Source organism: Pseudomonas sp. NIBRBAC000502773, from assembly GCF_006517195.1.
Classification (GTDB): Bacteria; Pseudomonadota; Gammaproteobacteria; order Pseudomonadales; family Pseudomonadaceae; genus Aquipseudomonas; species Aquipseudomonas marginalis.
On sequence record NZ_CP041189.1, the window covers coordinates 779,708 to 793,283 of the forward strand.

A 13,576-nucleotide genomic window follows, 5' to 3' on the forward strand; every position below is an offset into this window, starting at 1 on the left:
GTTTTTATTTCAGTCTGAAAAGTGCTTTTTTTCAATAGGTTACACATGAATCCTGATATCCCTATTCAACTTCTGGGCGGCATCACGGCACGGGAATTCCTGCGCGACTACTGGCAGAAAAAACCGCTGCTGATCCGCCAGGCGATCCCTGACTTCGAAAGCCCGATCGACGCCGACGAACTCGCCGGCCTGGCCCTGGAAGAAGAAGTCGAATCGCGCCTGGTGATCGAACACGGCGAACGCCCGTGGGAACTGCGCCGCGGCCCGTTCGCCGAAGACGCCTTCAGCACCCTGCCTGAACGTGAGTGGACCCTGCTGGTACAGGCGGTCGACCAGTTCGTGCCGGAAGTGGCCGAGTTGCTGGAGCAGTTCCGCTTCCTGCCAAGCTGGCGCATCGACGACGTGATGATCAGCTTTGCCGCACCCGGTGGCAGCGTAGGCCCGCACTTCGACAACTACGACGTATTCCTGCTGCAAGCCCAGGGCAAGCGCAACTGGAAGATCGGCCAGATGTGCAGCTCCGAAAGCCCACTGCTGCAACACGCCGACCTGCGCATCCTCGCCGAATTCGAAGAAAGCGCCGAATGGGTGCTGGAACCGGGCGACATGCTCTACCTGCCGCCACGCCTGGCGCATTTCGGCATCGCCGAAGATGACTGCATGACGTACTCGGTGGGCTTTCGCGCCCCAAGCGCCGCAGAAGTACTGACCCACTTCACCGACTTCCTCGCCCAGTACCTGACCGACGAAGAGCGCTACACCGACGCCGACGCGCAGCCGGTCAGCGACCCGCACCAGATCCAGAGCGACGCCCTCGACCGCCTCAAGAGCCTGCTGGCCGAGCACATGAGCGACGAGCGCATGCTGCTGACCTGGTTCGGCCAGTTCATGACCGAGCCGCGCTACCCGGAACTGGTAGCAGGCGAAGAACTGGGCGAAGACGACTTCATCAACAGCCTGCAGGACGGCGCGATCCTGGTGCGCAACCCAAGCGCGCGCATGGCCTGGTCGGAAGTCGACGATGACGTCCTGCTGTTCGCCAGCGGCCAGAGCCGTTACTTGCCGGGCAAACTGCGCGAACTGCTGAAACTGGTCTGCGCCGCCGATGCCCTGCACGCCGAAAACCTTGGCGAATGGCTGTTGGACGAAGACGCCCGTGACCTGCTGTGCGAGCTGGTCAAGCAAGGAAGCCTGGGGTTTGCCGATGAATAGGATTCACGTAGGTGTCGCGGACTGGCATAAGGATATCGCCGAGATTCGGCGCATTCGTGAAGCGGTATTTATCGCTGAACAATCGGTTCCACCTGAGCTTGAGTGGGATGCGGACGACGCAGACGCAGTGCATTTCCTTGCATTCGAAGGCGACTTTCCGATTGGCACCGCGCGCCTGCTGCCCAGCGGCGAGATCGGCCGGGTGTCGGTGCTCAAGGACTGGCGCGGGCTGAAGGTCGGCGACAAGCTGATGGAAGCGGTGATTGGCGTGGCCGAGCAACGTGGCCAGACCAAGCAGTTCCTGAGTGCGCAGGTGTATGCAGCGCCGTTCTATGAGCGACTGGGCTTCAAGATCGTCAGCGAGGAATTCCTGGAAGTCGGGATTCCCCATGTCGATATGGTGCGCGGGGCCTGATCCCTGCTGTAAGGGCTTGCCCGTGGTGAGCCAGCTTGCCTGTGGTGAGCGGGCTTGCCCGCTCACTACACCCCAGGCCGACAAACTGGCACTATCAAGCCTAACTGACTCGCAGAGATAACGGACATGTCCCTACGCACCCTGCTCACCGCCCTCCTCCTCACCGCCAGTTGCTCGGCAATGGCCGACACCGAAGTCGTCAACCTGAGCAACCGCACCAGCACCGACCTGCTCCCCGTGGCGCAGAACTTCATCGGCAAGGACGGCACCGTCAGCGCCTACGGCAACCAGCTTATCGTTAACGCCGCCCCCGGCAAGATCCAGGACCTGCGCACGCTGCTCGCCCAGCTGGATACACCAGCCAAGCGCCTGCTGATCACCGTCGATACCAACGAAAACAACCAGCAGAACAGCGGCGACAGCCAGACCCGCATCATCAGCTACGGCACGGCCAGCCGCGACGGCGGCGTCCAGCAGATCCAGGCCAGCGAAGGCGTGCCCGCGCTGATCCAGGTCGGCCAGAGCGTGCCACTGACCACAACCCAACCCGACGCCTACGGCCGTCCGCAGAACCAGACCCAGTACCGCAACGTCACCCAGGGCTTCTACGTCACCGCCAGCGTCACCGGCGAGACCGTGCACCTGGCAATCAGTACCAACCGTGACCGCATGAGCCAGGAACGTCCCGATGTAGTGAATGTGCAAAGTACCGACACAACCGTCAGCGGGCGCCTTGGCGAATGGATCCCCCTGGCCGGCATCAACCGCGAGACCCAGGCCGACAAATCCTCCACAACACGCAGCTACTCTACCCAGGGCCGCGATGACCTGACGTTGCGGGTCAAGGTCGACACCCTGAACTGAAGCACCAAAAACTGACTGATGAGTCGTATTAGACTAAAGATGTAGTGCCTGAAAAAAAGCACTACAAAACATTTGACGATCCAAAAAAGCATGGGCATGATGGCCTCGCTCCCGCTAATCAGGGGCCCTGGCAAGGGCCTTCGGATCGCCGCTCCAAGCTACCCACCCGAGCCGATTCGTGTCTGTACCGCCCACAAGGTGTGTTTGACGAGGTTGCGACTGGAACGAAGTTGTCCCGAGGGACGGAAGCTAACCAGGTAACCCGGCTACACACTGATGGATCGTACAAAGGCCCACGATGCCCGAAGACCGTTCGCAGTTCGCCCTTACCTGCTCAACTCCCCCTTGAGCCATCGTTCATCCCGTCGCCTGCCCCGCCGAACTTGACTTGAACACCTGAGCTTCTGGTCAGCGAGCAGCCATAACCACGCATTCACTACGTGGCTGGCAAATGGAATTTTCCACCTAGACCTATGCGACGAGGTTTTCCCCCATGGCACTGACACGCGAACAGCAAATTGCAGCCCTCGAGAAAGACTGGGCTGAAAACCCACGCTGGAAAGGCGTAACCCGCGCTTATTCCGCTGCTGACGTCGTCCGCCTGCGTGGCTCGGTTCAACCTGAGCACACCTTTGCAAAACTCGGCGCCGAGAAGCTGTGGAAGCTGGTCACCCAAGGTGCCAAGCCGTCCTTCCGCCCCGAGAAAGATTTCGTCAACTGCATGGGCGCCCTCACTGGCGGCCAGGCAGTCCAACAGGTGAAAGCCGGTATCCAGGCGATCTACCTGTCCGGCTGGCAAGTGGCAGCGGACAACAACTCCGCTGAATCCATGTACCCCGACCAATCGCTGTACCCGGTGGACTCCGTACCGACCGTGGTCAAGCGCATCAACAACTCATTCCGTCGTGCCGACCAGATCCAGTGGAAAGCCGGTAAAGGCCCGGGTGATGAAGGCTACATCGACTACTTCGCGCCCATCGTGGCCGACGCCGAAGCCGGTTTCGGCGGCGTACTGAACGCCTATGAGCTGATGAAGAGCATGATCGAGGCTGGCGCGGCCGGCGTGCACTTCGAAGACCAACTGGCTTCGGTGAAGAAATGCGGCCACATGGGCGGCAAGGTACTGGTACCGACCCAGGAAGCCGTACAAAAGCTGACCGCTGCCCGCCTGGCGGCTGACGTTGCCGGCACGCCGACCATCATCCTGGCCCGTACCGACGCCAACGCTGCAGACCTGCTGACCTCGGACTGCGACCCGTACGACCAGCCGTTCGTAACCGGCGAACGTACCCAGGAAGGTTTCTACAAAGTGCGCGCCGGTCTCGACCAGGCCATCGCCCGCGGCCTGGCCTACGCGCCGTACGCCGACCTGATCTGGTGCGAAACCGCCAAGCCGGACCTGGACGAAGCGCGTCGCTTTGCCGAAGCAATCAAGAAGGAATACCCGGACCAGCTGCTGTCCTACAACTGCTCGCCTTCCTTCAACTGGAAAAAGAACCTGGACGACGCGACCATCGCCAAGTTCCAGCGCGAACTGTCCGCCATGGGCTACAAGCACCAGTTCATCACCCTGGCCGGCATTCACAACATGTGGCACAGCATGTTCAACCTGGCGCACGACTACGCCCGCAACGACATGACCGCCTACGTGAAGCTGCAGGAACAGGAATTCGCTGACGCCGCCAAGGGCTACACCTTTGTGGCCCACCAGCAGGAAGTGGGCACCGGCTACTTCGACGACATGACCACCGTGATCCAGGGCGGCACCTCGTCCGTGACCGCGCTGACCGGTTCGACCGAAGAAGAGCAGTTCCACTGATCGATGTGAGTACACGGCCACGGCGGACCCGTTAAAGAGCTAACCGCCGTGCCGCACGACAATCACGCCCCGACTGGTTCGGGGCGTTTTTTTTTGCCGGTACACATCACGCTGATTCACCAAAGCCAAATGTGGGAGGAGGCAACCCCCTCCCACATGAGGAACCCCAGCAACCTGAAGATTTTGTACAAAACCTTGATCCAGAGCGGTATTCGCAGCAGATAAATCAGTTAAAAGATGCGCTCCAACAACTCGCGCTAATCAGGCAAGTAACGGCAACTTACTCCGCTGTATGAGAAACAATCGCTTAAACCCCACGCAAACAATATTCATTATCATTTAGAACCTAAAAACTTCGTTACAGGTTAAACAAAACACATTTGATCAAATGCCCGCTAATGCCCGCCCCGCAAGGGCTACAGCCCCAAGAAGGTGCACTATGTGCTTATTCCATCGAATAATTTCGCCCTAGGAATTTTACTTGCCCGGTGTTTAGCCATAAAATCACCGCGATTGATTGCAGTGCGACATATCGTCACTGCATCGTTACTTTTTCGAGCTCAGAGACCTTTGCTCTCTGTTAAGGATTTCCAGCATGACCGAAGCGACAGGACTCATGGCCCACAACTGGGGCTTTGCCATTTTCCTCCTCGGTGTTGTCGGCCTTTGCGCCTTCATGCTCGGTGTGTCCAGCCTCCTCGGGTCAAAAGCCTGGGGCCGCAGCAAGAATGAACCGTTCGAATCCGGCATGCTGCCTACAGGTGGCGCCCGCTTGCGGCTCTCAGCCAAATTCTATCTGGTCGCGATGCTCTTCGTGATCTTCGACATCGAAGCCCTCTTTCTCTTTGCCTGGTCTGTGTCCGTCCGCGAAAGCGGCTGGACCGGATTCGTCGAAGCCCTCGTTTTCATAGCAATTCTGTTGGCAGGCCTTGTCTACCTATTTCGAGTGGGCGCCCTTGACTGGGCTCCGGAAGCTCGTCGTAAGCGGCAAGCGAAGCTGAAACAATGAGGCTTTGGCGATGCAATACAATCTCACCAGGATCGACCCGGATGCTCCTAACGAGCAGTACCCCATCGGCGAACGGGAAACCGTTTCCGATCCGTTAGAAGACCAAGTCCACAAGAACATCTACATGGGCAAGCTCGAAGACGTGCTGAGTGGCGCGGTCAACTGGGGACGTAAGAACTCCCTGTGGCCGTACAACTTCGGCCTTTCGTGCTGCTACGTGGAAATGACCACCGCCTTCACGGCGCCCCACGACATCGCGCGCTTTGGCGCCGAAGTTATCCGGGCATCACCGCGCCAGGCGGATTTCATGGTTATCGCCGGTACCTGCTTTATCAAGATGGCGCCGATCATTCAGCGTCTCTACGAGCAAATGCTCGAGCCAAAGTGGGTTATCTCCATGGGTTCGTGCGCCAACTCCGGTGGCATGTACGACATCTACTCCGTGGTTCAGGGGGTGGACAAGTTCCTGCCCGTGGACGTCTACGTGCCTGGCTGCCCGCCCCGCCCCGAAGCATTCCTGCAAGGCTTGATGCTGTTGCAGGAATCGATTGGCAAGGAGCGTCGCCCGCTTTCCTGGGTCGTCGGCGATCAAGGCGTGTACCGCGCCGAGATGCCGTCGCAAAAGGAACAGCGCCGCGAACAGCGAATCGCAGTCACCAACCTGCGCAGCCCCGACGAAGTCTGATCCAGCACCGCTTCTTTTATAGAACGAAAACCTGGCTTCATTCTTTACGTTGACCGAAAGCGATAAAAAACCATGACTACAGGCAGTGCTCTGTACATCCCGCCTTATAAGGCAGACGACCAGGATGTGGTCGTCGAACTCAATAACCGTTTTGGCCCTGACGCCTTCACCGCCCAGGCCACACGCACCGGCATGCCGGTGCTGTGGGTCGCGCGCGCCAGGCTCGTCGAAGTCCTGACCTTCCTGCGCAACCTGCCCAAGCCGTACGTCATGCTCTATGACCTGCATGGCGTGGACGAGCGCCTGCGCACCAAGCGCCAGGGCCTGCCGAGCGGCGCCGATTTCACCGTGTTCTATCACCTGCTGTCGATCGAACGTAACAGCGACGTGATGATCAAGGTCGCACTGTCCGAGAGCGACCTGAGCGTGCCGACCGTGACCGGTATCTGGCCGAACGCCAGTTGGTACGAGCGCGAAGTCTGGGACATGTTCGGTATCGACTTCCCGGGCCACCCGCACCTGACGCGCATCATGATGCCGCCAACGTGGGAAGGTCACCCGCTGCGCAAGGACTTCCCTGCCCGCGCCACCGAATTCGACCCGTTCAGCCTCAACCTCGCCAAGCAGCAGCTTGAAGAAGAGGCTGCGCGCTTCCGTCCGGAAGACTGGGGCATGAAGCGCTCCGGCACCAACGAGGACTACATGTTCCTCAACCTGGGCCCGAACCACCCTTCGGCCCACGGTGCCTTCCGCATCATCCTGCAACTGGACGGCGAAGAAATCGTCGACTGCGTACCGGACATCGGCTACCACCACCGTGGTGCCGAGAAGATGGCCGAGCGTCAGTCGTGGCACAGCTTCATCCCGTACACCGACCGTATCGACTACCTCGGCGGCGTGATGAACAACCTGCCGTACGTGCTCTCTGTCGAGAAGCTGGCCGGCATCAAGGTCCCGGACCGCGTCGACACCATCCGCATCATGATGGCCGAGTTCTTCCGGATCACCAGCCACCTGCTGTTCCTGGGTACCTATATCCAGGACGTCGGCGCCATGACCCCGGTGTTCTTCACCTTCACCGACCGTCAGCGCGCCTACAAGGTCATCGAAGCCATCACCGGTTTCCGCCTGCACCCGGCCTGGTACCGCATCGGCGGCGTCGCCCACGACCTGCCGAATGGCTGGGAACGCCTGGTCAAGGAATTCATCGACTGGATGCCCAAGCGCCTGGACGAGTACCAGAAGGCTGCGTTGGACAACAGCATCCTCAAGGGCCGTACCATCGGTGTCGCCCAGTACAACACCAAAGAGGCCCTGGAATGGGGTGTCACCGGTGCCGGCCTGCGTTCGACCGGTTGCGACTTCGACCTGCGTAAAGCGCGCCCCTATTCCGGCTACGAGAACTTCGAGTTCGAAGTCCCCCTGGCGGCCAATGGCGATGCCTACGACCGTTGCATCGTGCGCGTCGAAGAAATGCGCCAGAGCCTGAAGATCATCGAGCAGTGCATGCGCAACATGCCGGCCGGCCCGTATAAGGCGGATCACCCGCTGACCACGCCGCCGCCGAAAGAGCGCACGCTGCAGCACATCGAAACCCTGATCACGCACTTCCTGCAGGTTTCGTGGGGCCCGGTAATGCCGGCCAACGAATCCTTCCAGATGATCGAAGCGACCAAGGGTATCAACAGTTATTACCTGACGAGCGATGGCGGCACCATGAGCTACCGCACCCGGATTCGTACCCCAAGCTTCGCCCACTTGCAGCAGATCCCTTCGGTGATCAAAGGCGAGATGGTCGCGGACTTGATTGCGTACCTGGGTAGTATCGATTTCGTTATGGCCGACGTGGACCGCTAAGCATGAACAGCACGCTTATCCAGACAGACCGTTTCACCTTGAGTGAAACCGAGCGCTCGGCCATCGAGCACGAGCTGCATCACTACGAAGACCCGCGCGCGGCGTCGATCGAAGCCTTGAAGATCGTCCAGAAGGAACGTGGCTGGGTGCCGGACGGCGCCCTCTACGCCATCGGCGAGATCCTCGGCATCCCCGCCAGCGACGTTGAAGGCGTGGCGACGTTCTACAGCCAGATCTTCCGCCAGCCGGTCGGCCGCCACATCATTCGCGTGTGCGACAGCATGGTCTGCTACATCGGTGGCCACGAGTCGGTGGTCAGCGAGATCCAGGCCAAGCTGGGCATCGGCCTCGGCCAGACCACCCCGGACGGCCGCTTCACGCTGCTGCCGGTGTGCTGCCTGGGCAACTGCGACAAGGCGCCGGCGTTGATGATCGACGACGACACATTCGGTGACGTGCAGCCTGCTGGCGTGACCCAATTGCTCGAGGGCTACCCATGACCCTGACTTCCTTCGGCCCGGCCAACCTGATCAAGCGTTCGGCCGAGACCCACCCGCTGACCTGGCGCCTGCGTGACGACGGCGAGCCGGTATGGCTCGACGAGTACCAGGCCAAGAACGGCTACGCCGCTGCGCGCAAGGCCTTCGCCGACATGGCCCAGGACGACATCGTCCAGACCGTGAAGGACGCCGGCCTCAAGGGTCGCGGCGGTGCAGGCTTCCCCACAGGCGTGAAGTGGGGCCTGATGCCCAAAGACGAATCCATCAACATCCGCTACCTGCTGTGCAACGCGGATGAAATGGAACCCAACACCTGGAAAGACCGCATGCTGATGGAGCAACTGCCCCATCTGCTGATCGAAGGCATGCTGATCAGCGCCCGCGCGCTGAAAACCTACCGTGGCTACATCTTCCTGCGCGGCGAATACACCACCGCCGCCAAGCACCTCAACCGTGCCGTGGCAGAAGCCAAGGCCGCAGGCCTGCTGGGCAAGAACATCCTCGGTTCGGGCTTTGACTTCGAACTGTTCGTGCACACCGGCGCCGGGCGTTACATCTGCGGTGAAGAAACCGCACTGATCAACTCCCTCGAAGGCCGCCGCGCCAACCCGCGCTCCAAGCCGCCCTTCCCTGCCGCCGTGGGCGTGTGGGGCAAGCCGACCTGCGTGAACAACGTCGAGACCCTGTGCAACGTGCCGGCGATCATCGCCGACGGCGTGGACTGGTACAAATCGTTGGCCCGCGAAGGCAGTGAAGACATGGGCACCAAGCTCATGGGCTTCTCCGGCAAGGTCAAGAACCCAGGCCTGTGGGAGCTGCCGTTCGGCGTGACCGCACGCGAGCTGTTCGAGGACTACGCCGGCGGCATGCGCGACGGCTACACCCTCAAGGCCTGGCAGCCAGGCGGCGCCGGCACCGGCTTCCTGCTCCCCGAGCACCTCGACGCACAGATGTATGCCGGCGGCATCGGCAAGGTGGGCACCCGGATGGGTACCGGCCTGGCGATGGCGGTGGACAACACCGTGAACATGGTCTCGCTGCTGCGCAACATGGAGCAGTTCTTTGCCCGTGAATCCTGCGGCTTCTGCACCCCATGCCGCGACGGCCTGCCGTGGAGCGTGAAGCTGCTGATGGCCCTGGAAAACGGCGAAGGCCGCGAGGGTGATATCGAAACCCTGCTGGGCCTGGTCGGTTTCCTCGGCCCAGGCAAGACCTTCTGTGCTCACGCACCGGGCGCCGTGGAGCCATTGGGCAGCGCAATCAAATACTTCCGCTCGGAGTTCGAAGCCGGCATCGCGCCTGTCAGCGCCGCCGTCCCGCCTCTGGCAAGGCCGATCGTAGTCGGCGCGTAACGCTTAAACAGGCGAAGGGTCCGTGCCCTTCGCCTGCTCATGTGCTGACGCCGTGAAGGCTGTGTAGATGCACATGAATAACAAGATTCCATTAGCCACGCCCGCTGACAACGGGCCAACGAAGAACTTTGAACCATGGCCACTATCCACGTAGACGGCAAAGCGCTCGAAGTCGATGGGGCGGACAACCTGTTACAGGCGTGTCTGTCACTCGGCCTCGATATCCCGTATTTCTGCTGGCACCCCGCGCTTGGTAGCGTCGGTGCCTGTCGCCAGTGTGCGGTCAAGCAGTACACCGACGAAAACGACACCCGTGGTCGTATCGTCATGTCCTGCATGACCCCAGCCACCGACAACACCTGGATCTCCATCGACGATGAAGAATCCAAGGCGTTCCGCGCCAGCGTTGTCGAATGGCTGATGACCAACCACCCCCACGACTGCCCGGTCTGTGAGGAAGGCGGTCACTGCCACCTGCAAGACATGACGGTGATGACCGGCCACAACGAGCGCCGCTATCGCTTCACCAAGCGTACCCACCAGAACCAGCAACTGGGCCCGTTCATTTCCCACGAAATGAACCGCTGCATCGCCTGCTACCGCTGCGTACGCTTCTATAAAGACTACGCCGGCGGCACCGACCTCGGCGTATTCGGCGCCCACGACAACGTGTACTTCGGTCGCGTTGAAGACGGCGTGCTCGAAAGCGAGTTCTCCGGCAACCTCACCGAGGTCTGCCCGACCGGTGTGTTCACCGACAAGACCCACTCCGAGCGCTACAACCGCAAGTGGGACATGCAGTTCTCGCCGAGCATCTGCCACGGCTGCTCGAGCGGTTGCAACATCTCCCCGGGCGAACGCTACGGCGAACTGCGTCGCATCGAAAACCGCTTCAACGGTTCGGTCAACCAGTACTTCCTGTGCGACCGTGGCCGTTTCGGCTATGGCTACGTCAACCGCGAAGACCGCCCACGCCAGCCACTCCTGGCCGATGGTGCCAAGCTGAGCCTGGACGCGGCGCTGGACAAAGCCGCCGACCTGCTGCGCGGCCGCAACATCGTCGGTATCGGCTCGCCCCGCGCCAGCCTCGAAAGCAACTACGCGTTGCGCGAGCTGGTGGGTGCCGAGCACTTCTACTCCGGTATCGAAGCCGGTGAGCTTGAGCGCATCCGCCTGGTCCTGCAGGTGCTGAACGACAGCCCGCTGCCGGTGCCGAACATGCGCGACATCGAAGACCACGATGCCATCTTCGTGCTCGGTGAAGACCTGACCCAGACCGCCGCGCGTATCGCGCTGTCCCTGCGTCAGTCGGTCAAAGGCAAGGCCGAAGACATGGCCGACGCCATGCGCGTCCAGCCTTGGCTCGACGCTGCGGTGAAAAACATCGGCCAGCACGCGCTGAACCCGCTGTTTATCGCCAGCCTGGCGGAAACCAAGCTCGACGACATCGCCGAAGAATGCGTCCACGCCGCACCGGACGACCTGGCCCGCATCGGTTTCGCCGTGGCCCACGCCCTCGACGCCAGCGCACCAGCGGTCGAAGGCCTGGACACTGAAGCCGTCGAACTGGCCCAGCGTATTGCCGACGCCCTGCTGGCAGCCAAGCGTCCATTGATCATTGCCGGTACCTCGTTGGGTTCCAAGGCCTTGATCGAAGCCGCCGCCAACATCGCCAAGGCCTTGAAGCTGCGCGACAAGAACGGTTCCATCAGCCTGGTGGTGCCGGAAGCCAACAGCCTTGGCCTGGCCATCCTCGGCGGCGAGTCCCTGGATGCCGCCCTGCAAACCGTGATCGACGGCACTGCCGATGCGATCGTAGTGCTGGAAAACGACCTGTACACCCGCACCGACGCCGCCAAGGTTGACGCTGCGCTGAACGCCGCCAAGGTCCTGATCGTCGCCGACCACCAGAAGACCGCCACCAGCGATCGCGCCGACCTGGTACTGCCAGCCGCCACCTTCGCCGAAGGCGACGGCACCCTGGTCAGCCAGGAAGGCCGTGCCCAGCGCTTCTTCCAGGTGTTCGATCCGAAGTACATGGACGCCAGCATCCTGGTTCACGAAGGCTGGCGCTGGCTGCATGCCCTGCGCGCGACCCTGCTGAACCAGCCGATCGACTGGACCCAGCTCGACCACGTCACCGCCGCAGCCGCCGCGAGCGCACCGCAGCTGGCGCGTATCGTCGACGCCGCACCGTCCGCCGCGTTCCGCATCAAGGGTATGAAGCTTGCCCGTGAGCCGCTGCGTTATTCCGGTCGTACCGCCATGCGCGCCGACATCAGCGTGCACGAACCGCGTACCCCGCAAGACAACGACACCGCATTCGCCTTCTCCATGGAAGGTTACTCGGGTTCGGTCGAGCCACGTCAGCAGGTGCCGTTTGCCTGGTCGCCGGGCTGGAACTCGCCACAGGCCTGGAACAAGTTCCAGGACGAAGTCGGTGGTCACATCCGCGCCGGCGACCCGGGCACCCGCCTGATCGAACCCCAGGGCGACGCGCTGAACTGGTTCGCTGCGGTGCCGCGTCCGTTCAACCCGGCCCAGGGCACCTGGCAGGTTGTGCCGTTCTTCCACCTGTTCGGCAGCGAAGAAACCTCTTCCAAGGCCGCACCGGTACAAGAGCGCATTCCCGAGGCCTATGTATCCGTGGCCAAGTCCGAAGCCGACCGCCTGGGCGTCAACGACGGCGCACTGCTCAGCGTGACCGTGGCCGGCCAGACCCTGCGTCTGCCGCTGCGTATCAACGAAGAGCTGGGTGCCGGCCTGGTTGCCCTGCCTAAAGGCCTCGCCGGCATCCCGCCGGCGATCTTCGGCAAAACCGTTGACGGTCTGCAGGAGGCAGCGCAATGACCTGGTTCACCCCTGAAGTGATCGACGTGATCATCTCGGTCGTCAAGGCCATCGTGATCCTGTTGGCCGTGGTCGTCGCGGGCGCCCTGCTCAGCTTCGTCGAACGTCGCCTGCTGGGCTGGTGGCAGGACCGTTACGGTCCGAACCGCGTTGGCCCGTTCGGTATGTTCCAGATCGCCGCCGACATGCTGAAGATGTTCTTCAAGGAAGACTGGACCCCGCCGTTTGCCGACAAGGTGATCTTCACCCTGGCACCGGTCGTGGCCATGAGCGCCTTGCTGATCGCCTTCGCGATCATCCCGATCACCCCGACCTGGGGCGTGGCGGACCTGAACATCGGCCTGCTGTTCTTCTTCGCCATGGCCGGCCTGTCGGTCTACGCGGTGCTGTTCGCCGGCTGGTCGAGCAACAACAAGTTCGCCCTGCTGGGCAGCTTGCGGGCCTCGGCCCAGACCGTGTCCTACGAAGTGTTCATGGGCCTCGCGCTGATGGGCATCGTGGTGCAGGTCGGCTCGTTCAACATGCGCGACATCGTCGAGTACCAGGCGCAGAACCTGTGGTTCATCATTCCGCAGTTCTTCGGCTTCTGTACCTTCTTCATCGCCGGCGTCGCCGTGACTCACCGTCACCCGTTCGACCAACCGGAAGCGGAACAGGAACTGGCCGACGGCTACCACATTGAATACGCCGGCATGAAATGGGGCATGTTCTTCGTCGGTGAATACATCGGCATCATCTTGATCTCGGCCCTGCTGGTCACGCTGTTCTTCGGCGGCTGGCACGGTCCGTTCGGCATCCTGCCGCAGCTGGCGTTCTTCTGGTTCTTCCTGAAGACCGCGTTCTTCATCATGCTGTTTATCCTGCTGCGCGCTTCCATTCCGCGTCCACGATACGACCAGGTGATGGATTTCAGCTGGCGCTTCTGCCTGCCGCTGACCCTGATCAATTTGCTGGTGACTGCTGCCGTTGTGTTGTTGAACACGCCAGCGGGCGCGGTTCAGTGAGGATTTGAC

At 61.4% G+C, this 13,576-nt stretch carries 11 protein-coding genes; all 11 read left to right on the forward strand.

Annotation, left to right across the window (positions count from 1 at the left end; translation table 11 throughout):
- Nucleotides 1–45: 45 nt before the first annotated feature.
- The 11 genes from NIBR502773_RS03525 (at nt 46) to nuoH (ending at nt 13,567) form a co-directional block, all read left to right on the forward strand.
- Nucleotides 46–1,212 carry a cupin domain-containing protein gene (locus NIBR502773_RS03525; protein WP_141155376.1) on the forward strand — a complete coding sequence of 389 codons (1,167 nt, stop codon included), beginning with the start codon at nt 46–48 and terminating at the stop codon, nt 1,210–1,212.
- A complete protein-coding gene (locus tag NIBR502773_RS03530) occupies nt 1,205–1,627 on the forward strand; it encodes a GNAT family N-acetyltransferase (RefSeq protein WP_065927066.1) in 423 nt (140 codons plus the stop codon). Before NIBR502773_RS03525 ends, NIBR502773_RS03530 begins: the two co-directional genes overlap by 8 nt.
- Nucleotides 1,628–1,753: 126 nt before the next feature.
- Complete coding sequence (locus tag NIBR502773_RS03535; protein ID WP_141155377.1) at nt 1,754–2,491, forward strand: secretin N-terminal domain-containing protein; 738 nt, start codon at nt 1,754–1,756, stop codon at nt 2,489–2,491.
- 493 nt (nt 2,492–2,984) lie between these two features.
- The gene (gene aceA, locus NIBR502773_RS03540) at nt 2,985–4,310 is read left to right on the forward strand and encodes an isocitrate lyase (protein WP_003219577.1); all 1,326 of its coding nucleotides are present in this window, start codon (nt 2,985–2,987) and stop codon (nt 4,308–4,310) included.
- A 595-nt stretch (nt 4,311–4,905) separates the two neighbouring features.
- On the forward strand, nt 4,906–5,319 hold the full coding sequence (locus NIBR502773_RS03545) for an NADH-quinone oxidoreductase subunit A (RefSeq protein ID WP_003219575.1): 414 nt from the start codon (nt 4,906–4,908) through the stop codon (nt 5,317–5,319).
- Nucleotides 5,320–5,329: 10 nt separating this feature from the next.
- Nucleotides 5,330–6,004, forward strand: coding sequence for an NADH-quinone oxidoreductase subunit B family protein (locus NIBR502773_RS03550; RefSeq protein WP_003174719.1), 675 nt, complete (start codon nt 5,330–5,332; stop codon nt 6,002–6,004).
- Between the two features lie 72 nt (nt 6,005–6,076).
- On the forward strand, nt 6,077–7,861 hold the full coding sequence (gene nuoC, locus NIBR502773_RS03555; protein WP_092488806.1) for an NADH-quinone oxidoreductase subunit C/D: 1,785 nt from the start codon (nt 6,077–6,079) through the stop codon (nt 7,859–7,861).
- Between the two features lie 2 nt (nt 7,862–7,863).
- A complete protein-coding gene (gene nuoE / locus NIBR502773_RS03560; RefSeq protein ID WP_010566874.1) occupies nt 7,864–8,361 on the forward strand; it encodes an NADH-quinone oxidoreductase subunit NuoE in 498 nt (165 codons plus the stop codon).
- Entirely contained in the window at nt 8,358–9,713 is a 1,356-nt protein-coding gene (nuoF, locus tag NIBR502773_RS03565) for an NADH-quinone oxidoreductase subunit NuoF (RefSeq protein WP_115488812.1), read from the forward strand. The genes nuoE and nuoF overlap by 4 nt, the downstream gene beginning before the upstream one ends.
- A gap of 135 nt (nt 9,714–9,848) precedes the next feature.
- Nucleotides 9,849–12,563, forward strand: coding sequence for an NADH-quinone oxidoreductase subunit NuoG (nuoG, locus tag NIBR502773_RS03570; RefSeq protein WP_141155378.1), 2,715 nt, complete (start codon nt 9,849–9,851; stop codon nt 12,561–12,563).
- Nucleotides 12,560–13,567 (forward strand): NADH-quinone oxidoreductase subunit NuoH, encoded by a 1,008-nt coding sequence (gene nuoH, locus NIBR502773_RS03575; RefSeq protein WP_017137518.1) that lies wholly within the window; start codon nt 12,560–12,562, stop codon nt 13,565–13,567. Before nuoG ends, nuoH begins: the two co-directional genes overlap by 4 nt.
- Nucleotides 13,568–13,576: the final 9 nt, after the last annotated feature.